Source organism: Streptomyces sp. HUAS 15-9, assembly GCF_025642155.1.
Classification (GTDB): Bacteria; Actinomycetota; Actinomycetes; order Streptomycetales; family Streptomycetaceae; genus Streptomyces.
On sequence record NZ_CP106798.1, the window covers coordinates 40,704 to 61,814 of the forward strand.

The 21,111-nt window shown below is 68.8% G+C and carries 17 protein-coding genes, 3 pseudogenes and 1 CRISPR repeat array (1 of these 21 cut by a window edge); of the genes and pseudogenes, 12 read left to right on the plus strand and 8 right to left on the minus strand.

The window, feature by feature from the left end; all coding sequences use genetic code 11:
• Positions 1 to 54 precede the first annotated feature (54 nt).
• The 5 genes and pseudogenes from N8I87_RS00220 (at position 55) to N8I87_RS00240 (ending at position 4,245) form a co-directional block, all read left to right on the plus strand.
• Positions 55 to 543: a hypothetical protein gene (locus N8I87_RS00220; RefSeq protein ID WP_263204639.1), complete on the plus strand. Its 489-nt coding sequence runs from the start codon at positions 55 to 57 to the stop codon at positions 541 to 543.
• A 38-nt stretch (positions 544 to 581) separates the two neighbouring features.
• On the plus strand, positions 582 to 1,457 hold the full coding sequence (locus N8I87_RS00225) for a Crp/Fnr family transcriptional regulator (RefSeq protein ID WP_263204640.1): 876 nt from the start codon (positions 582 to 584) through the stop codon (positions 1,455 to 1,457).
• Positions 1,458 to 1,747: 290 nt separating this feature from the next.
• A pseudogene (locus tag N8I87_RS00230) lies at positions 1,748 to 2,135 on the plus strand (DUF4158 domain-containing protein); the annotation flags it as partial.
• Positions 2,136 to 2,927: 792 nt separating this feature from the next.
• Positions 2,928 to 3,710 (plus strand): Tn3 family transposase, encoded by a 783-nt coding sequence (locus tag N8I87_RS00235; RefSeq protein ID WP_263216241.1) that lies wholly within the window; start codon positions 2,928 to 2,930, stop codon positions 3,708 to 3,710.
• A 10-nt stretch (positions 3,711 to 3,720) separates the two neighbouring features.
• On the plus strand, positions 3,721 to 4,245 hold the full coding sequence (locus tag N8I87_RS00240; protein WP_263204641.1) for a hypothetical protein: 525 nt from the start codon (positions 3,721 to 3,723) through the stop codon (positions 4,243 to 4,245).
• Here the strand turns inward: N8I87_RS00240 and istB (N8I87_RS00245) are convergent.
• Both istB (N8I87_RS00245) and istA (N8I87_RS00250) read right to left on the minus strand, forming a co-directional pair.
• Positions 4,242 to 5,006, minus strand: a complete 765-nt coding sequence (gene istB, locus N8I87_RS00245; RefSeq protein WP_263204642.1) for an IS21-like element helper ATPase IstB — start codon at positions 5,004 to 5,006, stop codon at positions 4,242 to 4,244. The genes N8I87_RS00240 and istB (N8I87_RS00245) overlap by 4 nt on opposite strands.
• Positions 5,003 to 6,598 (minus strand): IS21 family transposase, encoded by a 1,596-nt coding sequence (gene istA / locus N8I87_RS00250; protein WP_411577358.1) that lies wholly within the window; start codon positions 6,596 to 6,598, stop codon positions 5,003 to 5,005. Before istA (N8I87_RS00250) ends, istB (N8I87_RS00245) begins: the two co-directional genes overlap by 4 nt.
• A 297-nt stretch (positions 6,599 to 6,895) precedes the next feature.
• On the opposite strand from istA (N8I87_RS00250), the gene N8I87_RS00255 reads away from it, so the two are divergent.
• Entirely contained in the window at positions 6,896 to 7,435 is a 540-nt protein-coding gene (locus tag N8I87_RS00255) for a GNAT family N-acetyltransferase (RefSeq protein WP_263204644.1), read from the plus strand.
• 75 nt (positions 7,436 to 7,510) lie between these two features.
• Positions 7,511 to 8,488, plus strand: a complete 978-nt coding sequence (locus N8I87_RS00260; protein ID WP_411577171.1) for a transposase family protein — start codon at positions 7,511 to 7,513, stop codon at positions 8,486 to 8,488.
• A gap of 95 nt (positions 8,489 to 8,583) precedes the next feature.
• Here N8I87_RS00260 and N8I87_RS00265 read toward each other — a convergent pair whose 3' ends face one another.
• Complete coding sequence (locus N8I87_RS00265; RefSeq protein WP_263204645.1) at positions 8,584 to 9,027, minus strand: hypothetical protein; 444 nt, start codon at positions 9,025 to 9,027, stop codon at positions 8,584 to 8,586.
• Between the two features lie 177 nt (positions 9,028 to 9,204).
• Between N8I87_RS00265 and N8I87_RS00270 the strand changes: the two genes are divergently transcribed.
• Positions 9,205 to 10,287 carry a transposase gene (locus tag N8I87_RS00270; protein WP_263204646.1) on the plus strand — a complete coding sequence of 361 codons (1,083 nt, stop codon included), beginning with the start codon at positions 9,205 to 9,207 and terminating at the stop codon, positions 10,285 to 10,287.
• Positions 10,288 to 10,413: 126 nt separating this feature from the next.
• Here the strand turns inward: N8I87_RS00270 and N8I87_RS00275 are convergent, their stop codons facing one another.
• Positions 10,414 to 11,316, minus strand: coding sequence for an aminoglycoside phosphotransferase family protein (locus N8I87_RS00275; protein ID WP_263204647.1), 903 nt, complete (start codon positions 11,314 to 11,316; stop codon positions 10,414 to 10,416).
• 55 nt (positions 11,317 to 11,371) lie between these two features.
• On the minus strand, positions 11,372 to 12,112 hold the full coding sequence (locus N8I87_RS00280; RefSeq protein ID WP_263204648.1) for a class I SAM-dependent methyltransferase: 741 nt from the start codon (positions 12,110 to 12,112) through the stop codon (positions 11,372 to 11,374).
• 248 nt (positions 12,113 to 12,360) lie between these two features.
• Here N8I87_RS00280 and N8I87_RS00285 point away from each other — a divergent pair, with 248 nt between their 5' ends.
• On the plus strand, positions 12,361 to 13,029 hold the full coding sequence (locus N8I87_RS00285; protein ID WP_263204649.1) for a recombinase family protein: 669 nt from the start codon (positions 12,361 to 12,363) through the stop codon (positions 13,027 to 13,029).
• A 46-nt stretch (positions 13,030 to 13,075) separates the two neighbouring features.
• On the opposite strand, the gene istA (N8I87_RS00290) is transcribed toward N8I87_RS00285, so the two are convergent.
• Both istA (N8I87_RS00290) and N8I87_RS00295 read right to left on the minus strand, forming a co-directional pair.
• A complete protein-coding gene (gene istA, locus N8I87_RS00290) occupies positions 13,076 to 13,795 on the minus strand; it encodes an IS21 family transposase (protein ID WP_263204650.1) in 720 nt (239 codons plus the stop codon).
• A gap of 339 nt (positions 13,796 to 14,134) precedes the next feature.
• A pseudogene (locus tag N8I87_RS00295) lies at positions 14,135 to 14,908 on the minus strand (IS481 family transposase); the annotation flags it as partial.
• Between the two features lie 161 nt (positions 14,909 to 15,069).
• Here N8I87_RS00295 and istA (N8I87_RS00300) point away from each other — a divergent pair.
• The 3 genes from istA (N8I87_RS00300) (at position 15,070) to N8I87_RS00310 (ending at position 18,057) form a co-directional block, all read left to right on the plus strand.
• The gene (gene istA, locus N8I87_RS00300; protein WP_263204652.1) at positions 15,070 to 16,701 is read left to right on the plus strand and encodes an IS21 family transposase; all 1,632 of its coding nucleotides are present in this window, start codon (positions 15,070 to 15,072) and stop codon (positions 16,699 to 16,701) included.
• Positions 16,698 to 17,489, plus strand: coding sequence for an IS21-like element helper ATPase IstB (gene istB, locus N8I87_RS00305; protein ID WP_263204653.1), 792 nt, complete (start codon positions 16,698 to 16,700; stop codon positions 17,487 to 17,489). The genes istA (N8I87_RS00300) and istB (N8I87_RS00305) overlap by 4 nt, the downstream gene beginning before the upstream one ends.
• A gap of 76 nt (positions 17,490 to 17,565) precedes the next feature.
• Entirely contained in the window at positions 17,566 to 18,057 is a 492-nt protein-coding gene (locus tag N8I87_RS00310) for a DUF4265 domain-containing protein (RefSeq protein ID WP_263204654.1), read from the plus strand.
• 112 nt (positions 18,058 to 18,169) lie between these two features.
• Here N8I87_RS00310 and N8I87_RS00315 read toward each other — a convergent pair.
• Positions 18,170 to 19,243: pseudogene (locus N8I87_RS00315) on the minus strand (IS481 family transposase); the annotation flags it as partial.
• A gap of 126 nt (positions 19,244 to 19,369) precedes the next feature.
• A CRISPR array of direct repeats spans positions 19,370 to 21,111; the repeat unit is 28 nt; unit sequence GAGCTACCCCCGCGGGCGCGGGGACGAC; it runs 1,153 nt beyond the window's last position.

A 21,111-nucleotide genomic window follows, 5' to 3' on the forward strand; every position in this document is an offset into this window, starting at 1 on the left:
CGCCCTAGCGTCACAGGCGAAAGCGAACGATCGGCAAGGAGAGGACGCACCATCATGGCAACCACTGCGCACGTCTCCCCGCACACCGCCGTCATCCCGGTCCACGCGCTCTACGGCGCGGCGGCCGGACTGGTCGGCGGCGTCGGGTTCGGCATCTGGATGTCGGTGTCGCGGCCGATGATGAACACCGCGATGATCACCATGGTGGCCGGGCTACTCGGTTCCACCAACGCCGTCGTCGGCTGGCTGATCCACCTGGCGATCGCCCTCTTCGCCGGCACCGGCTTCGGCGTCCTGCTGGGCGAGTACGCCCGAAAGCTCGCGCCCGCCGCCGTCCTCGGGCTGGCCTACGGTGCCGTCTGGTGGGTCCTCGGCGCCCTGTGGATCATGCCCGCCAACCTGCACATGCCAGTCTTCGACTGGAATCCGGTCACCCGCTCCAGCCTCGGCGGCCACCTGCTGTTCGGACTGCTCATCGGCCTGGCCTACTCCTGCATCGCACAGGTGATGGGCAAGCGCACCACGGGTGCATCCGGGCGATGAGGCCGAAACCGGACTCCATTTCCCACAACCCCAGCGCTGTGGCAGCGGACACTCCGCCGCGCGGCGACAGCCCCGCCGGCGGCGCGGTGCCCTACTGTCTGGCCGAGGGCACCAGCGCGCTGGCCGCCCCCGCCTGGGGCGCCGCACCACCACCGTGGGCCCCCGGGCGACGCGAGGAGACCCACCGCATGATCGAACACCACGACGGCGAGACGGGCGATGCCGACCGCACCTGGTGCATCTCCGAGGTCGACATCTTCTGCGACCTGTCCGAGCCGGAGATGGACGCCATCGCCGCCGCGGCCCCGATGAAGACCTATACCGCCGGGGAAATCCTCCACTCCCCCCAGCAGCCGTCCGAGGTGCTGTTCATCCTCAAACGCGGCCGGGTCCGTATCTTCCGGGTCTCCGCCGACGGCCGCGCGCTGACCTGCGCGATCATCAGCCCCGGCACGATCTTCGGCGAGATGGCCCTGCTCGGGCAGCGCATGTACGACAACTTCGCCGAAGCCCTCGACGACGTCACCGTGTGCGTCATGAGCCGCGCCGACGTGCAGAAGTTCCTGCTGTCGGATGCCCGGATCGCCGCCCGGATCACCGAGATCCTCGGCCGCCGCCTCGCCGACCTCGAACAGCGCCTGTCCGACAGCGTCTTCAAGTCCGTCCCCCAGCGCATCGCCACCACCCTGACCACCCTCGCCACCCGCACCGACACCCCCGCCGGGAAGCTCCGGCCCGGCCTGCGGCACCCGCAGATCGCCCTCACCCACGAGCAGCTCGCCGCGCTGGCCGGCACCTCCCGCGAGACCTGCACCAAAGTGCTGCGCGAGTTCGCCGACCGCGGCCTGCTACGCCTGGCCCGCGGCCGCATCACCGTCCTCGACCCCGCCCGGCTGCTCGACGAAGCCGGATAGGCGCACGAGGGACCTCCGCGGCGGCCCGCCCTGGCTGGCCATGGCTCCGGCCCCGGTACGGTCGCGCCCCGGCGGGAAACCATCGGGGCGCAGTTGCCCGGCAGCGCCGCATCGACCCTGCGGCCCCGTCATCCGCGCCGCCGTCATCACCAGGCTGACCCGGTGCCACATCCGCTGATCATGTGACTTAAAGTGAGCGCCGTCACAGCAGGAGAAGCGATGGGGAGGGGCAGGGGCTGGTGGCGTTCCTGACCGACGAACAACGCCGCAACTACGGCACGTTCACGCAGGTGCCCGACGACGGACAGCTGGCCGGGTACTTTCTGCTGGACCGCGACGCGCGGCGGCGGGCGATGGTCTGCCGGGGCGTGCGCTCGCAGCTCGGCTACGCCGTCCAGCTGGGCACCGTGCGGTTCCTGGGCACCTTCCTGGAACCCCGAACACGCGCCCGCCGAGGTCGTCGCATACGTCGCCGAGCAGCTCGGCCACCCTGCCTCGGTGCTGGCCGGGTACGGCGCCGAGCGCACCCGCTGGGACCACCAAGGCGCCATCAAGGACGCCTACGGCTACCGGGACCTGAAGGGCGATGCCTGGTGGAAGCTGGCCCGCTGGCTATGGGACCGCTGCTGGTCGGGCAACGAGCGCCCCATCGCTCTGTTCGACCTCGCCACGCTGCACCTGGTCGAGAACAAGGTGCTGCTGCCCGGCGCCACCGTCCTCGAACGCACGGTCACCTCGATTCGCGAGCACACCAACCGCAAGACGTGGCGCACCCTGGCCGCCAAGCCCACCGCTGAGCAGCGGACCGCCTTGACGGGGCTGCTGCCGGTCGAGGACAGCCGCCGCACCTCCAAGCTGGACCGGCTGCGCCGTTCCCCGCGTGACATCACCGGCCCCGGTGCGGGCAAGGCCATCGACCGGTTCATCGAGCTGAACAAGCTCGGAGCCTCCGGCTGGGACCTGTCCGCCGTCCCCGCCGGCCGTCTGCACGCCCTGTCCCGCTATGCCAGCTCAGTCCGTGCCAAGGCTGTCGCCGACCTCGCCGAGCCGCGGCGGATGGCCACCCTGGTGGCGTTCGCCGCCGCGATGCGCAACCGGGCCGCGGACGAGGCGATCGAGGTCTTCGACATGCTGATGTCCGACCTGGCCCGCACCTCGGCGAACCTGGCCGTCAAGCAGCGCATGCGCACCCTGGGCGACCTGGACTCCTCAGCCCTGATGCTGCGCGAGGCGTGGATCACCCTCGCCCACGCCGCCGCCGACCCCGACCAACCCGATATCCGCGGCGCCTTCGACCTGCTCGACATCACCGCCATGCACCAGGCCGCCCGCACCGTCGGCGAACTGGCCCGGCCCGAGGCCGAGACCATCGCCGCCGAGCTGACCGCCCGCTACCGCACCATCAACCAGCCGCTGCGGCGCCTGGCCAAGCACCTCGGCCTGGAAGGCGTCGAAGAGGCAGGCCCCCTGATGGAGGCACTGAGGTTCCTGCCGAAGCTGGAGCGGACCCTGGCCAAGAGCCGCCAGAGCGAGCTGTTCCCCTCCGTCCCCGTCAAGCACCTCGGCCCCACCTGGCAGACGAAGGTCTTCCCCACCGAGGGCGAGCACTCCGGCGGCGTCGACAAACACGCCTGGATCGTCGGCACCGCCGAGGCCCTGCGCGGCGCCCTGCGCCGCCACGACGTGTTCGTACCCGGCCTGGACAAGTGGGGCGACCCCCGCAAAGCCCTGCTCCAGGACGACGCCTGGGAAAACGCCCGCACCCGGGTATGCCGTAGCCTCGGCCTGTCCGCAAAGCCCGGCGTCGACGTGGACCGCTGGTGCCGCGAACTCGACCACGACTACCAGCGCCTGCACGCTGGCCTCGCCGACAACCCGCACGTACGCATCGAGCAGCGCACCGAAAACGGCAAACTGCGCGACCACCTCGTCCTCACCGGCCTGGACAAGCTCACCGAACCCGCCAGCCTCACCGACCTGCGCAAGGCGGTCGACGCCCGCATCCCCACCGTCGACCTCCCAGAACTCCTCCTCGAAGTCCACGCCTGGACCGGGTTCCTGAACCACTTCCACCACGTCTCGGAGGCGGGCAGCCGCGCCGAGCATCTCGTCGTATCGCTCGCAGCGGTCCTGGTGGCCGAGGCGTGCAACATCGGGATTCAGGCGATGGTCTCCGAGGACTGTCGACGATCACGTAATTCCCCACCCCTGCGGTCACGTAATTCCCCAGGTCCTCGCCCCAGTCGGGTCTAGTTTGGCGAGCATGACCATGCGCGGGTGGAGCTATCGCTATGTCGGACCGGCCGAGTTGAGGAGCCTCGTCCGTCCGGACGGCGAGGGTCAGGGCATGCGGTCGCCGGCGGACTTCCACGAGTGGGTCTCGGCTCGGACGGTGCAGGAGTTGGCCGAGCCCTTCACCTTCGTTGTCGATCAGGCTGGGGTCCTGCGTCTCGCGCCGCGTCGCAGTGAGCACGTGGTGTGTGCTGGTGGAGAAGCGGTCCTGGGCGCCGGCGAGATTAGCTTTCGCGAGGAGTCCGGGCGGTGGGCGGTCGACGAGGTCAGCAATCAGTCGACCGGCTACTGCCCGGACGTCAGCTCGTGGTCGGCCGTCGTCGAGGCCCTGGACCAGGCGGGGATCGTTCGCCCGTCCGGTTTCACGCACGAGGTGGTGTTCCGACGCTGCCTCTCCTGCCAGCAGCTCAACATCGTGCGCGAGGAGGACTTCGTCTGCGTCTTCTGTGACGAGGCCCTGCCGAGGGAGTGGAACGTCGACCAGCCCGGACGCTAGGCGGTCGGCGGCTTGCCGGTCGGGTCCTTGGGCCGCTTGTTGGGCCGGTAGCTGGGGCCGTTCATGATCACCTGGTGGCTGGCGTTGATCAGCCGGTCCAGCAGTGACTCGGCGACGACGGGGTTGGGGAACAGGGGATACCAGTCGCTGGGTGCCCGGTTGCTGGTGATGATCAGTGAGCGTCCTTGCCGCTCGGAGACGAGTTCGTAGAGGTCGTCGGCCTGGGAGGCGGTGAGCTGGCGCATGGCGAAGTCGTCGAGGATGAGCAGGTCGGGGCGGATGAGCTCGCGCATGCGTCTGTCCCAGGTGCGGTCCGCGTGGCCGCCGGCGAGCTCGGCGAGAATGCGGCTGGTCTTGGCGAAGCGGACGTTGGCGCCCTGGCGGACGGCCTGGTGGCCGAGGGCCTGCGCGACGTGCGTCTTCCCGACGCCGACGGGTCCGAACAGAATGACGGACTCACCGGAGTGCAGCCAACGCAGCGCGGCCAGGTCGCGGATCTGCGCGGCGGGCAGCTTCGGGGAGGCGTTGAAGTCGAAGCCCTCCAAGGTGGCCTGCTGCTCGAACTTGGCCTTGCGCAGGTGGCGTTCGAGCGCGACGGACTCGCGCCGGGTGATCTCGTCGTGGCAGAGGACCTGGAGGAAGTCGAGGTGCCCGAGCTCGCCCTTCTGGGCCTGGGTGAGGCGGGCGTCGAGGGTTTCGAGCATCCCGGATAGCCGCAGGGTCTTGAGACAGTCGCGCAAGGCGGTGGTCATCACGCTCATCGGGCGGCCTCCTCCGCGTCATCGTGGCCCTGGTCGTCGTGGACGCTGCCGGGAGTCTGGGTGGGGATGGTGGCCGCGAACAGGCCCTCGGGTCCATGCAGGAAGGCCGCGGCACCGGCGTCACCGGTCTCGGGTTCCGGGTCGGTCTCGGTGCCGGCGACCAGGATGCCCTTGACGGTGCGGTAGGACGGGTCGCCGACCGCGATCGCCTTGCGGCAGGCGGCCTCCAGGCGGGTGTCGCTGTACTTCTTCCGCAGCCCGAGCACCCCCTGGGCGGCCCGGAGCCGGTAGAGGGCGTTGACCTCCAGGAGCTGGTCGATCACCTCCCGGCAGGCGTCCCCGACCTGGGACGCCTGGCCGCGGCACCAGATCGGCGTCCTCATCTGGAAGGCGATCTTCTCGGGCGGGTAGTCGTTCTTGTCGGTGCGTTTGCCCTGCTCCAGGGCGGCATGGGTCTTGACCAGCTCCCCTTCGTGGAAAACCTGCACCGTGACAGCGGTGGAGCGGACATCGACGCGGCGGCCGATCAGCTTCCAGGGCACCGAGTAGAGGGTGCGGCCGACCTTGATGTGGATGTCCGGGCCGACCGTCGCCTTCGACCATCTGGCCAGCACGAACGGCTCGGCCGGCAGCGGAAGCAGGGCCTCGGCCTCCACCGCTTCGAACACCGACAGCGGCTTCGCGCCGTCCAGCGGGCGGCACTGCCGCTGACCTGCGACGTTCATCGCCCAGGCCAGGGCCTCGGCCTGCATGTGTTCCACCGAGGTGAACGTCCGCCCGCTCCAGAACGAGTCTCGGACATAGGGCATGGGCCGCTCGACCCGCGGTTTGTCCTTCGGCTTCGCAGCCCGGGCCGGGTCCACCAACGTGCCGTAGTAGGTGGCGAGTTCGGCATACGACTTGTTGATCTGCGGGTCGTAGAGGTCCGGCTTGTCGACCCCGGTCTTGAGGTTGTCCGGCACCAGGCGCCGTGGGACACCGCCGAAGAAGCGGAACGCTTCCGCGTGCGCGAGGGTCCAGGCGTGCTGGTCCATGTGCGCCACCGGGCGGACGAACATGTGCCGCGAGGCGGGCAGCACCATCACGAACGCCCAGATCCGGTGCCGTTTCCCGGTGGTCGAGTTGATCCACTGCCCCAGGAAGCCGTAGTCGATCTGGGCCTCCGAGCCCGGCTCGACGTTCTCCCGCAGCACCGTGACCTTCGACCTGGCCGCCTCCTCGGGCAGGTTTTCGTGCACCCAGCGGCGGAACGTCGACAACGACACCTTCAACTTACCTTCGTCCCGCAGCCGTTGGTGGATCGTGGTGACCGTCGTGGTCTCCAGCAGTTGCTTGACGTAGTCGCGGTGCGGCTCGATCTCTCCCCACCGGACCTGGTTCAGCCTCCGGCTGGCCAGCTCCGGGAACCAGCTCTTGAGCAGCTTGGCCCAGTCCGCCTCGCTCATGGGCGGCCCGCCGGGGGTGATCCCGGCCGCCTCTGCCGGCGCCAGGTACTTCCTGATTGTCTTGCGGTCCACCCCAAGCGACGCGGACACCTGGCTCTTCGACCGGCCCGCGTACCAGTGCACGTAGATCTCGACGATGTCGACCACGGTGAATGTTCTCCTTGCCATCCGGTGCGTCCGTCGACCTCTCGGCTCGCAGGTCAAGGGACCGCAACGGCTCCGAGAGGCCCAGACCCTCAACCCGGGCACCGGCATGCCCATGGGGAACGCGACCGATTCGCAAGGAAGACCCAAAAGCGCACCAAACCACCTAAAACAGGGAATATCGGAGACCGTCCCTGCGGCCTAACGAGTTGCCGCACGATAATGATGCGATCTTGATCGTGTGGGAGCCCCGCGACTTGGTGTTGGTATGTGGCGAAGCTGGCCTGACAGGATCGGCTCGTGATCAAAACTTCGGTGACTATGCGCGATCTCGTTGTCGGTGACTGCCACGCTGTACATGCCTTCGCCAGTCTGCCGGAGGCTTGCTGCTACCAGGCGTGGGGGCCGAACACCGAGGAACAGACGCGGGACTTCGTCCAAGGCGCGGTGGATGCCCGGTTGCGGTCCCCGCAGGCGAGATTCGTGTATGCGGCCTGCCTCGACGGTGAACTCGTCGGTATCGGCGAGCTGAAGGTTCGTAGTCTGGCCCACCGTCAGGGCGAGATCTCCTATCTCGTGCATCCTCGGGTGTGGGGTCGAGGCGTGGGCACAGCCATCGGCGGGGAACTTCTCGGCAGAGGGTTTGGGCTGATAGGACTGCACCGGATCTATGCAACCTGCGATCCTCGCAACGTTGCATCGGCCCGGGTGCTGGGCAAGCTCGGCATGACCCACGAGGGCCGACATCGGCACACCGCGCTGATCCGGGACGGCTGGCGTGACTCCGAAGTCTTCAGCATCCTCGACCAGGAATGGGCGCACCGGCCCGGGCCCGAGTGATCGGGGTATCGGTGGGCAGGCTCCGGCAGCCGCCCTGGTGCCGGAGGCAAAGAGCCGCGCGGGATCATCTGGAGTGTGAAGTCAAGTTGGGCCCGCGCGGCCTGCTCTGATTCTGCCCTGTGCGGGATCTCGAAGGAACACCTGGGTGCGCTGATCAGCGAGTTGGCCGGGCCGTGGACCGCAGCCCGAGACTCTGAGCTGGCCAAACGGCGTGGTCATGGCCGATTGCGGGCGGCCGGGGCTGGGCCGGATCACCAGTTGGTCTTCGTGGACCGGGTGCTGGTGACCTTGGTGGTGTTGCGCTGGGCGCTGTCGCACAGGGTGCTCGCGGCGCTGTTTGGAGTTTCGCCCTCCACGATCGACCGGGCGGTCGGCGAGGTGCGCCCGTTGCTGGCCGCTCGCGGTTTCGCGGTGCCGGATCGGTCCGGGATCAGGCTCAGGACCCTTGCGGACGTGTTCGCCTATGCCCAGGCCGAGGGGATCACGCTGCGGATCGACGGTACCGAGGTGCAGGTACGCCGCCCGAAGGCGGGGCGGCCGGGCCGTAAGGCGTTCGTGTCGGGCAAGAAGAAGCAGAACACCGAGAAAGCCACGATGATCAGCGACGAGCAGGGTCGGGAGCTGTGGCTCGGGGCGATTCGCCCGGGCCGGATGCACGATGTCACAGCAGTACGCACCGAGGGCATCGAGGAGCAGTTGCGGCTGCACCCGAACGTGAAAGCCGAAGTCGATTCCGGCTATGCCGGCCTGGCCCGCGACTTCCCCGGCCAGGTCAGCGCCCCGCCGAAGAAGCCAGCGGCGTACGCTGGGCCGTCCGAGCGCAACTTCTACGACCATGCGCGCCGCCGCCAATCCCAACGGCGGATCATGGTCGAGCATGCCAACGCAGAGGTCAAGCAGTGGCGGTCGCTGCAACGCTGGACCGGCGAGCGCGACGACCTGCCCGAGGTCATCGCCGCAATCGGCGCCCTGGTCTCCGACCGCAGTGCCAAGCGCCCAACCCGCAGCAGGCCGAGCGTGGAACTCGACCGCGTCCGCGCGACGGCCTGCTGATCCACCCCTGAGCCGAACCGCCAGGCCAGCACGTCCCAAGCCCTATCGTGCGGCTACTCGTAAGACCGGCGGCAGCGGTTGAGAATCGTGAGCCGTCAGGCCGACGGCAGAGCCGCCGGCGACCTGCTCGCCGCCCCGGCAACCGCACGGTGCAAGGGGACCGCGAACGCAGCAACGAACAAGCCAAAGGCGGTGATGGGCAACAGCCAGAGCAACTGCGCAGGGACATCCCTCAGCCAGTGCCGATTACCCCACCAGTTCGCGCTGACGTCCAACACCATCACGGCACTTGCCAGCCAGATCCCTTCCTGCCGCACAAGCCCCACCAGCACGGCAGCCAACGGATCGAGGATCACCAAGCTGACGAAGAACACCTGCAGAGAGACTTGATGAAACGCTACATAGGCATAGATGCCGCCACGGACCAGATCTGCGATGTGCGAACCGGTGCCCTCAATGAGGCCGATCAAGTACACCGCGAGAACCCATCTCGCCCACAACGGCTGTGCGCTCCACCGTTCCCGCAGCTCAAACCCCATTGCGTCACCCTAGACGAGCGCCCGAGCCTCTGCGGATGAGATGGCAGCGTCGGCGGATCACCGACACCGTTCTCACACCGGTCCCAGCGCGGTCAGCAGCACCATCGATGGTCAGCGCCCCGGTGGGGAATCGTGACCACGGGGGTGGGGAATTGCCTGACGCTGATCATGCAGATCATGGGGAATTGTCTGACCGTCGACACGAGGACGAGCCCGGCCGCTCCCGCGACCAGCTGTTCTGGGTCGAGCAGAACTACCTGCGCGCCGAGACACTCCGGCTCGCCAACGCGGTCCTGGTCGACTACCAGGCGACCTTGCCCATCGTCGGGCCACTGGGGCGGAGGCGAACTCGCCTCCGCCGACGGACTGCGCTTCGCCGCCCGCGGCATCACGCTCTACAACTACCTCTCGGACCAGTACAGCGGCTTCAACCACATCGTCATCCCCGGCACCCGCCGCGACAGCCTCTACCTGCTCGACGGCATCCTCGACCAGCCAACCTCGCTGAACCCCACCGAGATAGCCACCGACACCGCAGGCGCTTCCGAAATGATCTTCGGGCTGTTCCGGATCCTGGGCTACCAGTTCTCCCCGCGCCTCGCGGACGCCAGGCACACCCTGCTCTACCGCGCCGACCCTGCGGCCGACTACGGCCCGCTCAACCCGCTGACCACCGGTCGCATCCGCAAGCGGACCATCATCGAGAACTGGGACGACCTGCTGTGTCTGGCGGGCTCGCTGCGCGAGGGCACCGTCCGCGCCTCCCAGATCCTGCCCGTCCTCGCCGGCCAGGGCCGCCCCAGCCCGCTGGGCCGCACGGTCATGCAGATCGGTCGCCTGGACCGTTCCGCCTTCCTCGCCCGCTATTACCACAGCGAACTCTTCCGCCGGAAGATCAACACCCAGCTCAACCGGCAGGAGTCCCGCCACGAACTCGCCCGCCGCATCTTCTACGGCCAGAAAGGCGAGCTGAGGCAGAAGTACAAGGAGGGGCAGGAAGACCAACTGTCGGCGCTGGGACTCGTCCTGAATGCCTGTGTTCTGTGGAATTCGGTCTATATCCAGGAAGCCGTCAACCAGCTCCGCGCCGAGGGCCACCACATCTCCGACGCCGACCTCGCCCGGCTCTCACCCCTCGGCCACGACCACATCCGCATCCTGGGCCGCTACCTGTTCAACATCAGGGCAAGCGGCCCCGGCCAGGGCCTGCGTCCCTTTCGGGACCCGGACGCTATCAAGGACGACGAGGACGAGGACTGATCGCGCGCACCCGCCCCGTTGGGCGGTTCGTCCGGTCCGCTCCACGGGGAGGGCATCGTGAGCGACGCGAGAGCGACGTCGCGGCAGTTTCGGCAGCGAGTATCGATGAGGATCATCGCTGCCTGCCTACATCAGACCGCCTCTCAGAACACGATCGAGTGCTGCCCGGCCTACGGGTCCCCATGCTGGCTTGCCGCCAGGAAGGCCCCGGTCTCCGTTCTGGCCCATCAGCATGAGGAACAGGCTCTTCAGGGCGGCCAGCCCGCGGGCCCGCCGGATCGTCCCCTCGTCTGCCTGCGCGTATGCGTCGAAGAAGCGTGAGGTGGCGCCCGCGGGAAGGATGACCCATGCGGCGGCGAGGTCCCACGCCGGATCACCGGCGAACATGGCATCGAAGTCGATCACGCCCGAGAGCGTCCCGTCCGAGACGACGACGTTCGCAGGATGCAGGTCGCCGTGCACCCACAGCGGCGGGCCCTCCCACTCGGGCGCCGCGACGGCGTCGTCCCAGACGGCCCGGACCTCGGCGGCGAGGTCGTCGGGGACGACGGCATGGAAGAAGTGGTCGAAACCGTCCGTGCACTTCTTTGGGTGATCGCCGCGGTCCTCACTGATTGGCGCGTCTTCAGGCGCCTCCACGTGGAGCGCGGTGAGGAAGGCCGCCAGTGTGTCGGCCGCGTGGTCGCCGCGGCTGATGGAGGTGCAGTCCAGTGGCTCGCCGGGGACCCACGTCATGATGGTCCAGGGCTTCGGGAAACGCGCGGACGGTTCGCCGATCCGTACGGGGTTGGGGACCGGGAGCGGCAGGCGCGGGGCCAGGACGGGCAGCCACCGGCACTCCTTGCGCAGGAGGTTCGGGGCACCTTCTGTACGCGGCATGCGCACGGCTAACCCGTCCCCAAGGCGCCACATTTGGTTGCCCCACCCACCCACCACCTCGCGGATGGCCAGTCCCGCGAGGTCAGGATGCTGCTCCCGCAGCAGGTCACGGACCAGTTCCGCGGTGATCTCGATCTCGACGTCGCTCATGCGACGCCACAGTACCGTTGCGCCGGTACAGGATCCGCTGGTGATCCGCGACCGGTCAGCCGCCTGAACCGGTGGCCGACAGCGGCACCTCGACGACGAAGAACAGGAAGTTGGGACTGGTCGAAAGGTCCTGGAAGCTGTCTGGGAACAGCTCACGGGCGGCCGGGTCGGGCTGCGGCTCGCTGAGGACGCAAAGACGGAAGCCGGCGGTGGTGAAGGCATCGGTCATCGCGTGCAACGGCCTGCGCCAGAACTCCATCGGGACGGACTGCCCGTTGAGTGTCCAGTCGAAGGTGTAGCTGGTGGTCGCGTGGTAGTCGGGCCGGGGATCCCGGTGCGCGTAGGCCACGAAGGGGTGGCCCACCGACGCGATCAGCCGGCCGCCGGGCCGAAGCACCCGCCGGAACTCGGCCAGCGTCGGCCCCCAGTCCTCCAGGTAGTGCAGGACCAGTGACGCGACCACGTCGTCGAACACCCCGTCATCGAACGGCAGCGGGTCGCACAGGTCGACCATGTGCAGGGCCACATCGTCGCCGAGTCGCCGCCTCGCCAGCGCCAGCATCCCGGCGCTGGAGTCGATGCCGGTGACGACGGCGCCGCGCTCGTGCAGCGCGGCGGACAGCGGGCCCGAGCCGCAGCCGGCGTCCAGGATCCGACGGCCGGTCACGTCCCCTGCGAGGGCCAGCATCGCTGGCCGCTCGTAGTAAGCGTTCACGAGGCTGTTGTCGGACTCCGCGGAGAATATCTCGGCGAAGCTGTCGTAGTCGTTGGCCTGGTTCCGATCCGCGGACTTCATCGTCGCAGCTTAGTAGTCACATGATCCGCCGGGCAGGCCCCCACACCCAACAGCCACTCAACCTTCGCCGCGCGAGATCACACGCGTCCGGCCGCCGCCTGACCGCCCCTCGCTCCTTCAAAAAACCTTCGTTTTCTGAAGATCACTCTGCGGGACCGCCAGGAGCCCGCAGAGCCTTCAAAAACCCCTTCAAAAACCTGGGCCATTCAACAACCCGAGACCACCGTTTTCTGACATGATCCGGGGCCATGACCGCCCTCGAACCGGCCGAAGGTCCGGACCTCCTCGTCGCCGAACCGCTCGTCCGCACCGAAATCAAGATCGGATACGCCCGGGTCTCGACCGGCGGACAGAAGCTCGAACGACAGCTCGACGCACTCACCGCCGCAGGGTGCCGGAAGATCTTCGCGGACAAGAAGTCCGGCAAGAACGCGCTCCGCCCGGAACTGAAGGCGTGCCACGCCTTCCTCGACGCCGGTGACACGCTCGTGGTCCCCTCGCTCGACCGCTACGGCCGCAGCCTCCAGGACCTCATCAACATGGTCGCCGAACTCCGTGACCGCAGAATCGGCTTCACCTCGCTGCACGAGAACCTCGACACCACTACCCCAGGCGGTCGGCTCGTCTTCCACGTCTTCGCCGCCCTCGCGGAGTTCATCCGGGAACTCATCGTCATCGGTACCAACGAGGGTCTGGCCGCCGCCCGCTCCCGCGGCCGGGTCGGCGGACGCCCCACCGTCGCCACCGAGGAAGTCGTCAAAGCCGCCCGCGATCTGCTGCCCGACCCCGGCCGCTCGATCACCTCGATCGCCAAACTACTCGGCGTCTCCCCGGGCACCCTCTACAACCACATCCCCGACCTGCGGGAACTGCGTGCCGGAGCCGTGCCCCGGCAGCTCGAAGCCCCCGCGAAGTAGCCCAGCCTCAGCAAGATCAATCTCAGCGGCACTTTCTGTACCGCAGCTACTCACGCCCGTAGTGGGCCCGGAAGGACACCCAACGCTCGGACTCGATGCGGCTGCGGCCGGTGCAGATGCGGTTCACCGCCGGCTTGAGGTTGTCGTAGCGGATGTGCCGGGTCGGCACTCCGCCCAGGACGTTGAACGCCTCGACGTGCCCTTCCATGAAGGATTCCTGGGCCTGCGAGGCATAGACGCGGTGGACGGCCTTGCCGGAGTACGACAGCCGCAGCGTGAACAGGTGGCACTTGACGGCCTCGCCCGCCAGACGGACCCACACATCGGCGAAGTCGACCTCGGCTTCCTCGCCTGGCAGATGAACCTGCGGAACCATCCCCGTCAAGTGCCGGCGGCCCTCCAGCACCTCGGCCTCGATCTGCGGGCGCCTGGCCAGCACGTAGTCGCAGACCGTGGAGTAGGACACCAGGTCGAAGTCGTACTCCTGGGCGAGACGCTGATGGATCCGGCGGGCGGTGTGCTTCTGCTTGCGCGGCGCACTCGCGTCTTCCCGCAGCATCTCGTCGATCCACGGCTTGGCCGGGTCCAGGACCGCGGCCCGCGGCACCGGTTTCTTCCTCTGCGGCGGAACAGCAGACAACAGAGCCTGCCGCACAGTCCGGCGATGCACCCCGTACTTCTCCGCCAGAGCCCGCTGCGACAGCTCCGGATCGAGACGCTTGTCCCTCCGGATCGCAGCGAACAGCTCCGCCCGCGACAAACCCATCCCGGCCTCCCGACACGACCGTGATCAAGCAACACGGCCTCCGACATGACCGTGATCGACGCACAAACCCTGCCGTCGCCGGGCGGACGGACCAGTGCATTCACTCCAAAGAGGGCACGTCGCGGGAAGCCGTCTCACCGGAGTGGAGCCAGATCAACTCCGTACGCGTGGAGCCACTTTTCATCCGTGCGCTGGAGCCCAAAGACGTGCTTACAAACACGCGGGGACGACGGCGCACGAGGTCTATAAGTAATCCGCAGAAGAGAGCTACCCCCGCGGGCGCGGGGACGACGTTCCTCTCTCGTCTTACCGGCCGCGCGGCGGTGTCGGTGTGAGGTCTCAGGACTTCCTTGACGGTTTGTCGTCAGGAGATCCTTGACGGTCCTTCTGCGTGCCCATGCCTTTGACGTAGAGCCTGGTGATCGGCCCGAGGTTCTTGCGGGGCCTGACAGCGAGTTCGTCCTCCCCGTGCAGGATCCGGTAGTGGGTGTCCTCGATGACGACGGTGACGATCTTTCCCGCATGCCGCGGGCCGAGCTTGATGAACTGGCCGTTGATCATGAAGCGGCCGCTCGCATGCACCTTGCGCTGGGCCCGGATGGCACCAGCAGGCAGGGGCGGAGGCGGCAGCGGGGACGTCGCCGTCCGTGCCCCGTCGATTTGCCCCAGACGGTCGGCCGGAACGGGGCAGGGCCACGTTCCCATCAGGGCGTTGTCGGCGATGGCGTGCAAGAGGTGTCCGTCGAGACGGAGGGTGATCGTGCGGCCGGCGAGGGCGAATCCGACCTGGTAGCGGCCTCCGGCCAAGCCGACGATCCCGTCACGATGGACCTTGCGCTCGACCTCGACGGGTTCGCCGGCGGCGAGGATGGCCGTGCCGCTGCGGGCCCTGGGCAGGGCCGGGGGTGCGGGCTCGGGACCGGCCGGACGGGCTCCGTAGCGCATGGTCAGGTAGGCGAGGTCCTCCGGCCGCAGCCGGGACGGGGCCGTGGTGACGAGGTGCCCGTCGAGCAGGAAGTGGACGCTGCGGTGGTTCGCCCAGACCGTCAGTGTCCGGCCGGCCAGTGCCTGGTGGATGCCGACTCGCTGCCTGCCCGTCACCAAGGTGATCTCTGGCTATGACGTCGTTCATCGGCCCCTGCATGTTGGCTTCGAGCGGCCCCACTTGGCGGGTCGCACGGGCGCATTGAGGGGTGGTGACGGGGCGAAGTGGCCCCACCTCGGCTCTTGCGGTGAGACGGTTCCTGTGGTTTCCGGCAGGGGCGGTGCTGCGGATGTCTTTGTCCAAACAAGAGCTGTTCGACCGGATCCGGCGAGACAGCTGGCAGCGGCAGCTGTCGATCCGCGCTCTGTCGAAGAAATACGGCGTTCACCGCCGCCTCGTACGGGAGGCACTCTCCTCGCCGGTCCCCACCCCGCGCCGCCGGGCGGTGAGGACATCACCTCGGATGGAGCCGTACAAGAAGACGGTCGATGCCTGGCTGCGGGCTGATCTGGAGGCGCCGTGCAAGCAGCGGCACACCGTGCGGCGGATCGTTGCGCGGATCGAGGAGGAGTTCGGCGAGGCGATCCCGTATCCGACGGTTCGGGACTTCGTCGCGGCCCGGCGCACGGAGATCGCAGCCCAGGCGGGGGCGCCTGTTGAGGCGTTCGTGACCCGGCACAACGCGCTCGGTGCGGACGCCGAGGTCGATTTCGGGGACGTCTACGTGGACCTGGCCGGGCAGCGCACCCGTTGTTATCTGTTCGCTTTCCGGCTGGCCTATTCGGGCAAGTCCGTCCACCGCATCTCGCGCTCGTGCGGTCAGCAGGCGTTCTTCGAAGGACACGTCCACGCGCTGACCACGCTGGGCGGCGTGCCGACCGGTCAGGTCCGCTACGACAACCTCACCCCGGCCGTGAAGAAGGTGGTCTTCCGCAGCCGCTCGCGGGAGGAGAACCCGCGCTGGACCAACTTCCACGAGTACTACGGGTTCACCCCGTTCTACTGCGAGCCGGGCCTGCGCGGCGCCCACGAGAAGGGCGGGGTCGAGGGCCAGGTCGGCTATTTCCGCCGCAACTACCTCACCCCGGTGCCGCAAGTGGACAGCGTGGATGAACTCAACACCCGGCTGGCCGAGTTCGAGGCGAAGGAGGACGAGCGGCGGATCGGGGCGAGGATGCGGACGATCGCGCAGGACTTCGCCCGCGAGGCCGACCATCTGCTGCCCTTGCCGGACGATCCGTTCGCCACCGGCATCACCCTCACGCCCCGCGTCGACCGCTACGGCATGATCACCGTGAAGATGTGCCGGTACTCGGTCCCGGTCCGCTTCATCGACCGCAAGGTCACCGTCACGCTCACCTGCGACGACCTGACCGTCTATGACGGCCGGCGGGAGATCGCCCGCCACCGGCGGTTGACCGGCCGCGGTGCCGAACACCTCGTGCTGGACCACTACTTGGAAGCCCTGCTGACCAAGCCGGGAGCACTGGAACGCTCTGAGGCACTCCACCAGGCCCGCGCCGGGGGCACGTTCACGGCCGTCCACGAAGCGTTCTGGGCCGCGGCCAAGAAGGCCCTCGGAGACATCGAAGGAACGAAAGCCCTCGTCAAAGTGCTGTTGCTGCACCGCCACCAGCAGCACGCCGACGTGGTGACCGGGATCCGCGCGGCCCTCGTGGCAGGCACCTTCAACGAGGACGTCATCGCCCTGGAGGCCCGCAAGGCGGCCCAGGCGGCCGGGCGGGCACCGACCGTCACCGCCAGCCCCCTCGCCCCAGAGCCGTTGGAACTGGACCCAGCCCCGGTCACACCGCTGACGTCGCGACGTCTCGCGCGTGCTCTGCCCTCCGATCAGCGTCCTCTGCCCCGCCTGGAGCAGTGGGACGAGCTGTTGCAGCTTCGCCGGAAGGACTCCTCATGACCACCGCCCACCACGCGCTGACCGCACAGGCATCCGACGCGGCGATCGACACCGCCTGCCGACTGCTGCGCCTGCCCACCATGCGAGCCCAGGCCACCGACACGATCGCCCGGGCCGAACGCGAGGGCCTGTCCTATGCAGGGTTCCTCGCCGAGCTGCTGATGGCCGAGTGCGAGGACCGGGACCGCCGCCGGGCCGAACGACGCATCCGGGCAGCTCACTTTCCCCGCGAGAAGTCACTGCGGGAGTTCGACTACCGCGTCAATCCCAACGTCGATCCGGCAGTGATCCACAATCTCGCCACCTGCGAGTGGATCGCCAATGGCTACCCCCTGTGTCTCATCGGAGACTCGGGCACCGGCAAGTCGCACCTGCTGATCGGGCTGGGCACCGCGGCAGCGATGGCCGGCTATCGCGTCCGCTACACCACCGCGGCAGCCTTGGTGAACGAGCTGGTCGAAGCGGCAGACGACAAGCAGCTGGGCAAGACCATCGCCCGCTACGGGCGCGTCGACCTGCTCGAAATCGATGAGCTCGGCTATCTCGAACTCGACCGCCGCGGCGCAGAAATGCTCTTCCAGGTCCTCACGGAGCGTGAGGAGAAGAGCAGTATCGCGATCGCCTCCAACGAGGCGTTCACCGGCTGGAGCCGGACCTTCACCGATCCACGGCTCTGCGCGGCGATCGTGGACCGGCTCACCTTCAACGCCACCCTCATCGAGACCGGCACCGAGTCCTACCGCCTGGCCCGCTCCAAAACCAGGGCGGAACAGAAGGGCAGGCAGTAGTAGCGCACCCGATCAGCTTCGCCAGCTGACGCCATGGGACGATCTTCGCCGAGACGAGCAGGCGGAGGGGGCGGAGATGCAGTACATCGTGCACGAGGACCCGGTCGGTCGGGCCGAGAGCAACTACATCGCCCAGGCCGATCTGACCCCCTTCGACCTCGACGGACAGATCGAACAGCTGTGGCTCCAGCCCGAAGAGCACGGCACATACAAGGTGGCCTGCATCCCCTTCATGACCTACGGCCTCGCTCTTGGAGACCGGGTCCGTCTGTCACCAGAAGCTCGCGTGGTCGAAGTTGCCCAGACGAGCGGACACCGCGTCCTGCGCACACTGCTCAGGCCGAGCACCGACGCTGCACGACTTGGCCGCAGCATCAGCCTCATCAAGAACTCGATCAAGGAATCCGGGCTGCTCAGCGAATGGCACGGAGAGCACTTCGTCGCCATCGACGTGCCTCCCGGCACCGACATGAGCACGTTGTTCGCCCTGCTGCAACGGGAAGTCGACGAAGCCGGCGCCTTCTGGGAATGGGCCGACGCCATGCCGTTCTCAACCACGCGGAAGTGACCGCGCCGCGGCTGGTCCCGACGCAAGCCAATTCCCGGGGCCACTTCAGGACGTCGGGAAGCTACACAACCTTCACCAACTGGGGCCGCTCGAAGCCAACATGCAGGGGCCGATGAACGACGTCACAGCCAGTGATCTCCCCGCTGGGAGGCACCCGCACGTCGAACTCGACCGCGGTCCCCTGCGGCGGCAGAACCGGCGGTTCGACGACCTCAATGGACAACTCCGGTTTGGCGACGGCCTGTTCAGGATGTAGGTCACCGCCGCGGACGGCAGCATGGGGACGGAAGAGACTGACCGGGGTGGCCATGCTCAGGGCCTGGTGCGGACGCTGGTGGTTGTAGGCGTGCACCCAGCCGTCGATCGCTTCCTGGGCCGCGGCCAGCGACTCGAACGGCACCACGTGATCGAGGAACTCCTCGCGCAGGGTGCGGTGAAAACGTTCGATCTTGCCGGTGGTGGTGGGTGAACGCGGTTTGGTCAGCCGCTGGGTGATGCCGTTCTCCCGGCAGATGCGCTCGAACAGCACCTCGACGGGCTGGGGGCGGGTATGACGGCCGGTGAACTGCTTGCCGTTGTCCGTCAGGACCTCGAAGGGCACCCCGTAACGGCGCATCGCGGCGGTGAAGGCCGAGCACACCGCGCGGGCACTGGGCACGGCGACGACGGAGGAGATCACGACGAACCGGGAGTGGTCGTCGATGCCGGTGACCATCTTGCACTCCCGCCCGTCGGCCAGCGGCACCCCGCCGACCAGGTCCATCTGCCACAGGTGCATGGGCGCTTCGCGCTGCCACCGGCGGTACTTGCGCGGATGCTGCTGTTCCTGGGTGCGGACCAGGCCGTTTCGGGACAGTACCCGGTGGACCGTGGCCCGCGACGGCGCCGACTCCAGCCCGCGGGCAGCCAGCTCGTGGGAGATCCGGCGGGCACCCCACCGGGGATGCCGGCGGCGCAGCTCGCAGATCTCGGCTTCCACCTCTGCAGACAGGCGCGTGGGACTGTTCCGCGGGCGCCGGGAGCGATCCAGCAGACCGGGCATGCCCTCCTGCTCGAACCGCCGCCGCCAGCTGTGCAGGGTCTGACGTGAGGTGCCGTACCGGGCCGCGACCTCACCGATCGGGGACCCGCCGAGCACCTCGCGGACAGCCCGGTAGCGGTACTCGGCCAACTGCTGAACATCCACGTCACCGACGGAAGCAGCCCTGCAGCATCGGTGGTTGGGGGATCTCGGACGTTCAGCCGAACGTGTCAACCATGTCCAGAGCACAAACGGTCAAGCATCTCCTGAGACCTCACATCGAGAGGCGGCGAGCTACCCCCGCGGGCGCGGGGACGACAAGATCGTGTACCAGCTGTACCCTCTCCGTCGGGAGCTACCCCCGCGGGCGCGGGGACGACACCGTGACGACCGGCACCATCGCGTTCTGCTGGGAGCTACCCCCGCGGGCGCGGGGACGACGGTTCTGCAGGCGCCGCGCCGCCTCCGGCGTCAGAGCTACCCCCGCGGGCGCGGGGACGACGCCGATGAGCCCGGCACTCATCGCGGCGCGCACGAGCTACCCCCGCGGGCGCGGGGACGACTACCTTCAATGCATGGAGAGACCCCAACCCACCGAGCTACCCCCGCGGGCGCGGGGACGACACGGGCACACCCACCCTTGCCGGATACGACGGAGAGCTACCCCCGCGGGCGCGGGGACGACGTGCGGGTGGCGAATCGGGCGATGGCCTCGTCCGAGCTACCCCCGCGGGCGCGGGGACGACCCCGTCCGGCGCAGCCGGTTGTCCGCATCCGCGGAGCTACCCCCGCGGGCGCGGGGACGACTACCCCCAGGTGCGGAGGACGCCCGCGTACTGCGAGCTACCCCCGCGGGCGCGGGGACGACCACTACCGGTGGAACGCCCTGTCCGGCGGCGAGGAGCTACCCCCGCGGGCGCGGGGACGACTCGTCCCGGAGTCCCGGACGTCGTCCGTGACGAGAGCTACCCCCGCGGGCGCGGGGACGACCCCATGTGCTTGGAGGAGATGACCAGATCCCCCGAGCTACCCCCGCGGGCGCGGGGACGACAATGTGCCCCCGGTGGCCTGCGCCACCCCGGGAGAGCTACCCCCGCGGGCGCGGGGACGACGCGGGCACCGGCCTCGGTCTCTACACGCACAGCGAGCTACCCCCGCGGGCGCGGGGACGACGCGGACGTGCCGCCGCTGGACGCGGTGTGCTGCGAGCTACCCCCGCGGGCGCGGGGACGACGTGATGGGCGTGACCGGTGCGGGCAAGAGCGAGGAGCTACCCCCGCGGGCGCGGGGACGACGTGGCTGCCCGTGTGGCCGGGGCGGAGTATGCAGAGCTACCCCCGCGGGCGCGGGGACGACTGCCCCTGCTCAGCCCGGACGGGCAGCTCCACCGAGCTACCCCCGCGGGCGCGGGGACGACGCGCTGGCCTCCCAGTGGGCGGGGAAGGTCGAGGAGCTACCCCCGCGGGCGCGGGGACGACCTTGTGGCGAGGCTCTCCGATCAGAGGTGGGAGGAGCTACCCCCGCGGGCGCGGGGACGACGCTCTCGCGCCCACTCCCATCGAGGTCGACGGCGAGCTACCCCCGCGGGCGCGGGGACGACGTGTACGAGGCCGCGTTCGTGGCCGCATTCCACGAGCTACCCCCGCGGGCGCGGGGACGACTCAGACAGCGGGGGCGGTCAGGCGGCGTGCGGCGAGCTACCCCCGCGGGCGCGGGGACGACCAACCCCGACGTCCGGCCTGACACCCGCGATCCGAGCTACCCCCGCGGGCGCGGGGACGACTCGTGAGAGAGTCGGGGTGCCCGGCCGCCTGGAGAGCTACCCCCGCGGGCGCGGGGACGACGAGACCAGATCCTTCAGGCCCTTGAGGATGGACGAGCTACCCCCGCGGGCGCGGGGACGACACCGGGGCCAACAGCCCGACGACCCGGGAGCGCGAGCTACCCCCGCGGGCGCGGGGACGACAGGCGGTGGGGCGAAGTCGCCCACGTCGGCGTCGAGCTACCCCCGCGGGCGCGGGGACGACGGTTCC

Excerpts from the sequence above, each read along its gene's own strand:
- N8I87_RS00220 (WP_263204639.1), top strand. The coding sequence starts at position 55 with ATGGCAACCACTGCGCACGTCTCCCCGCACACCGCCGTCATCCCGGTC.
- N8I87_RS00235 (WP_263216241.1), top strand. The coding sequence starts at position 2,928 with ATGGAGGCACTGAGGTTCCTGCCGAAGCTGGAGCGGACCCTGGCCAAG.
- N8I87_RS00240 (WP_263204641.1), top strand. The coding sequence starts at position 3,721 with ATGACCATGCGCGGGTGGAGCTATCGCTATGTCGGACCGGCCGAGTTG.
- istB (WP_263204642.1), bottom strand. The coding sequence starts at position 5,006 with ATGAGCGTGATGACCACCGCCTTGCGCGACTGTCTCAAGACCCTGCGG.
- N8I87_RS00265 (WP_263204645.1), bottom strand. The coding sequence starts at position 9,027 with ATGGGGTTTGAGCTGCGGGAACGGTGGAGCGCACAGCCGTTGTGGGCG.
- N8I87_RS00270 (WP_263204646.1), top strand. The coding sequence starts at position 9,205 with ATGGGGAATTGTCTGACCGTCGACACGAGGACGAGCCCGGCCGCTCCC.
- N8I87_RS00275 (WP_263204647.1), bottom strand. The coding sequence starts at position 11,316 with ATGAGCGACGTCGAGATCGAGATCACCGCGGAACTGGTCCGTGACCTG.
- N8I87_RS00280 (WP_263204648.1), bottom strand. The coding sequence starts at position 12,112 with ATGAAGTCCGCGGATCGGAACCAGGCCAACGACTACGACAGCTTCGCC.
- N8I87_RS00285 (WP_263204649.1), top strand. The coding sequence starts at position 12,361 with ATGACCGCCCTCGAACCGGCCGAAGGTCCGGACCTCCTCGTCGCCGAA.
- istA (WP_263204650.1), bottom strand. The coding sequence starts at position 13,795 with ATGGGTTTGTCGCGGGCGGAGCTGTTCGCTGCGATCCGGAGGGACAAG.
- istA (WP_263204652.1), top strand. The coding sequence starts at position 15,070 with ATGTCTTTGTCCAAACAAGAGCTGTTCGACCGGATCCGGCGAGACAGC.
- istB (WP_263204653.1), top strand. The coding sequence starts at position 16,698 with ATGACCACCGCCCACCACGCGCTGACCGCACAGGCATCCGACGCGGCG.
- N8I87_RS00310 (WP_263204654.1), top strand. The coding sequence starts at position 17,566 with ATGCAGTACATCGTGCACGAGGACCCGGTCGGTCGGGCCGAGAGCAAC.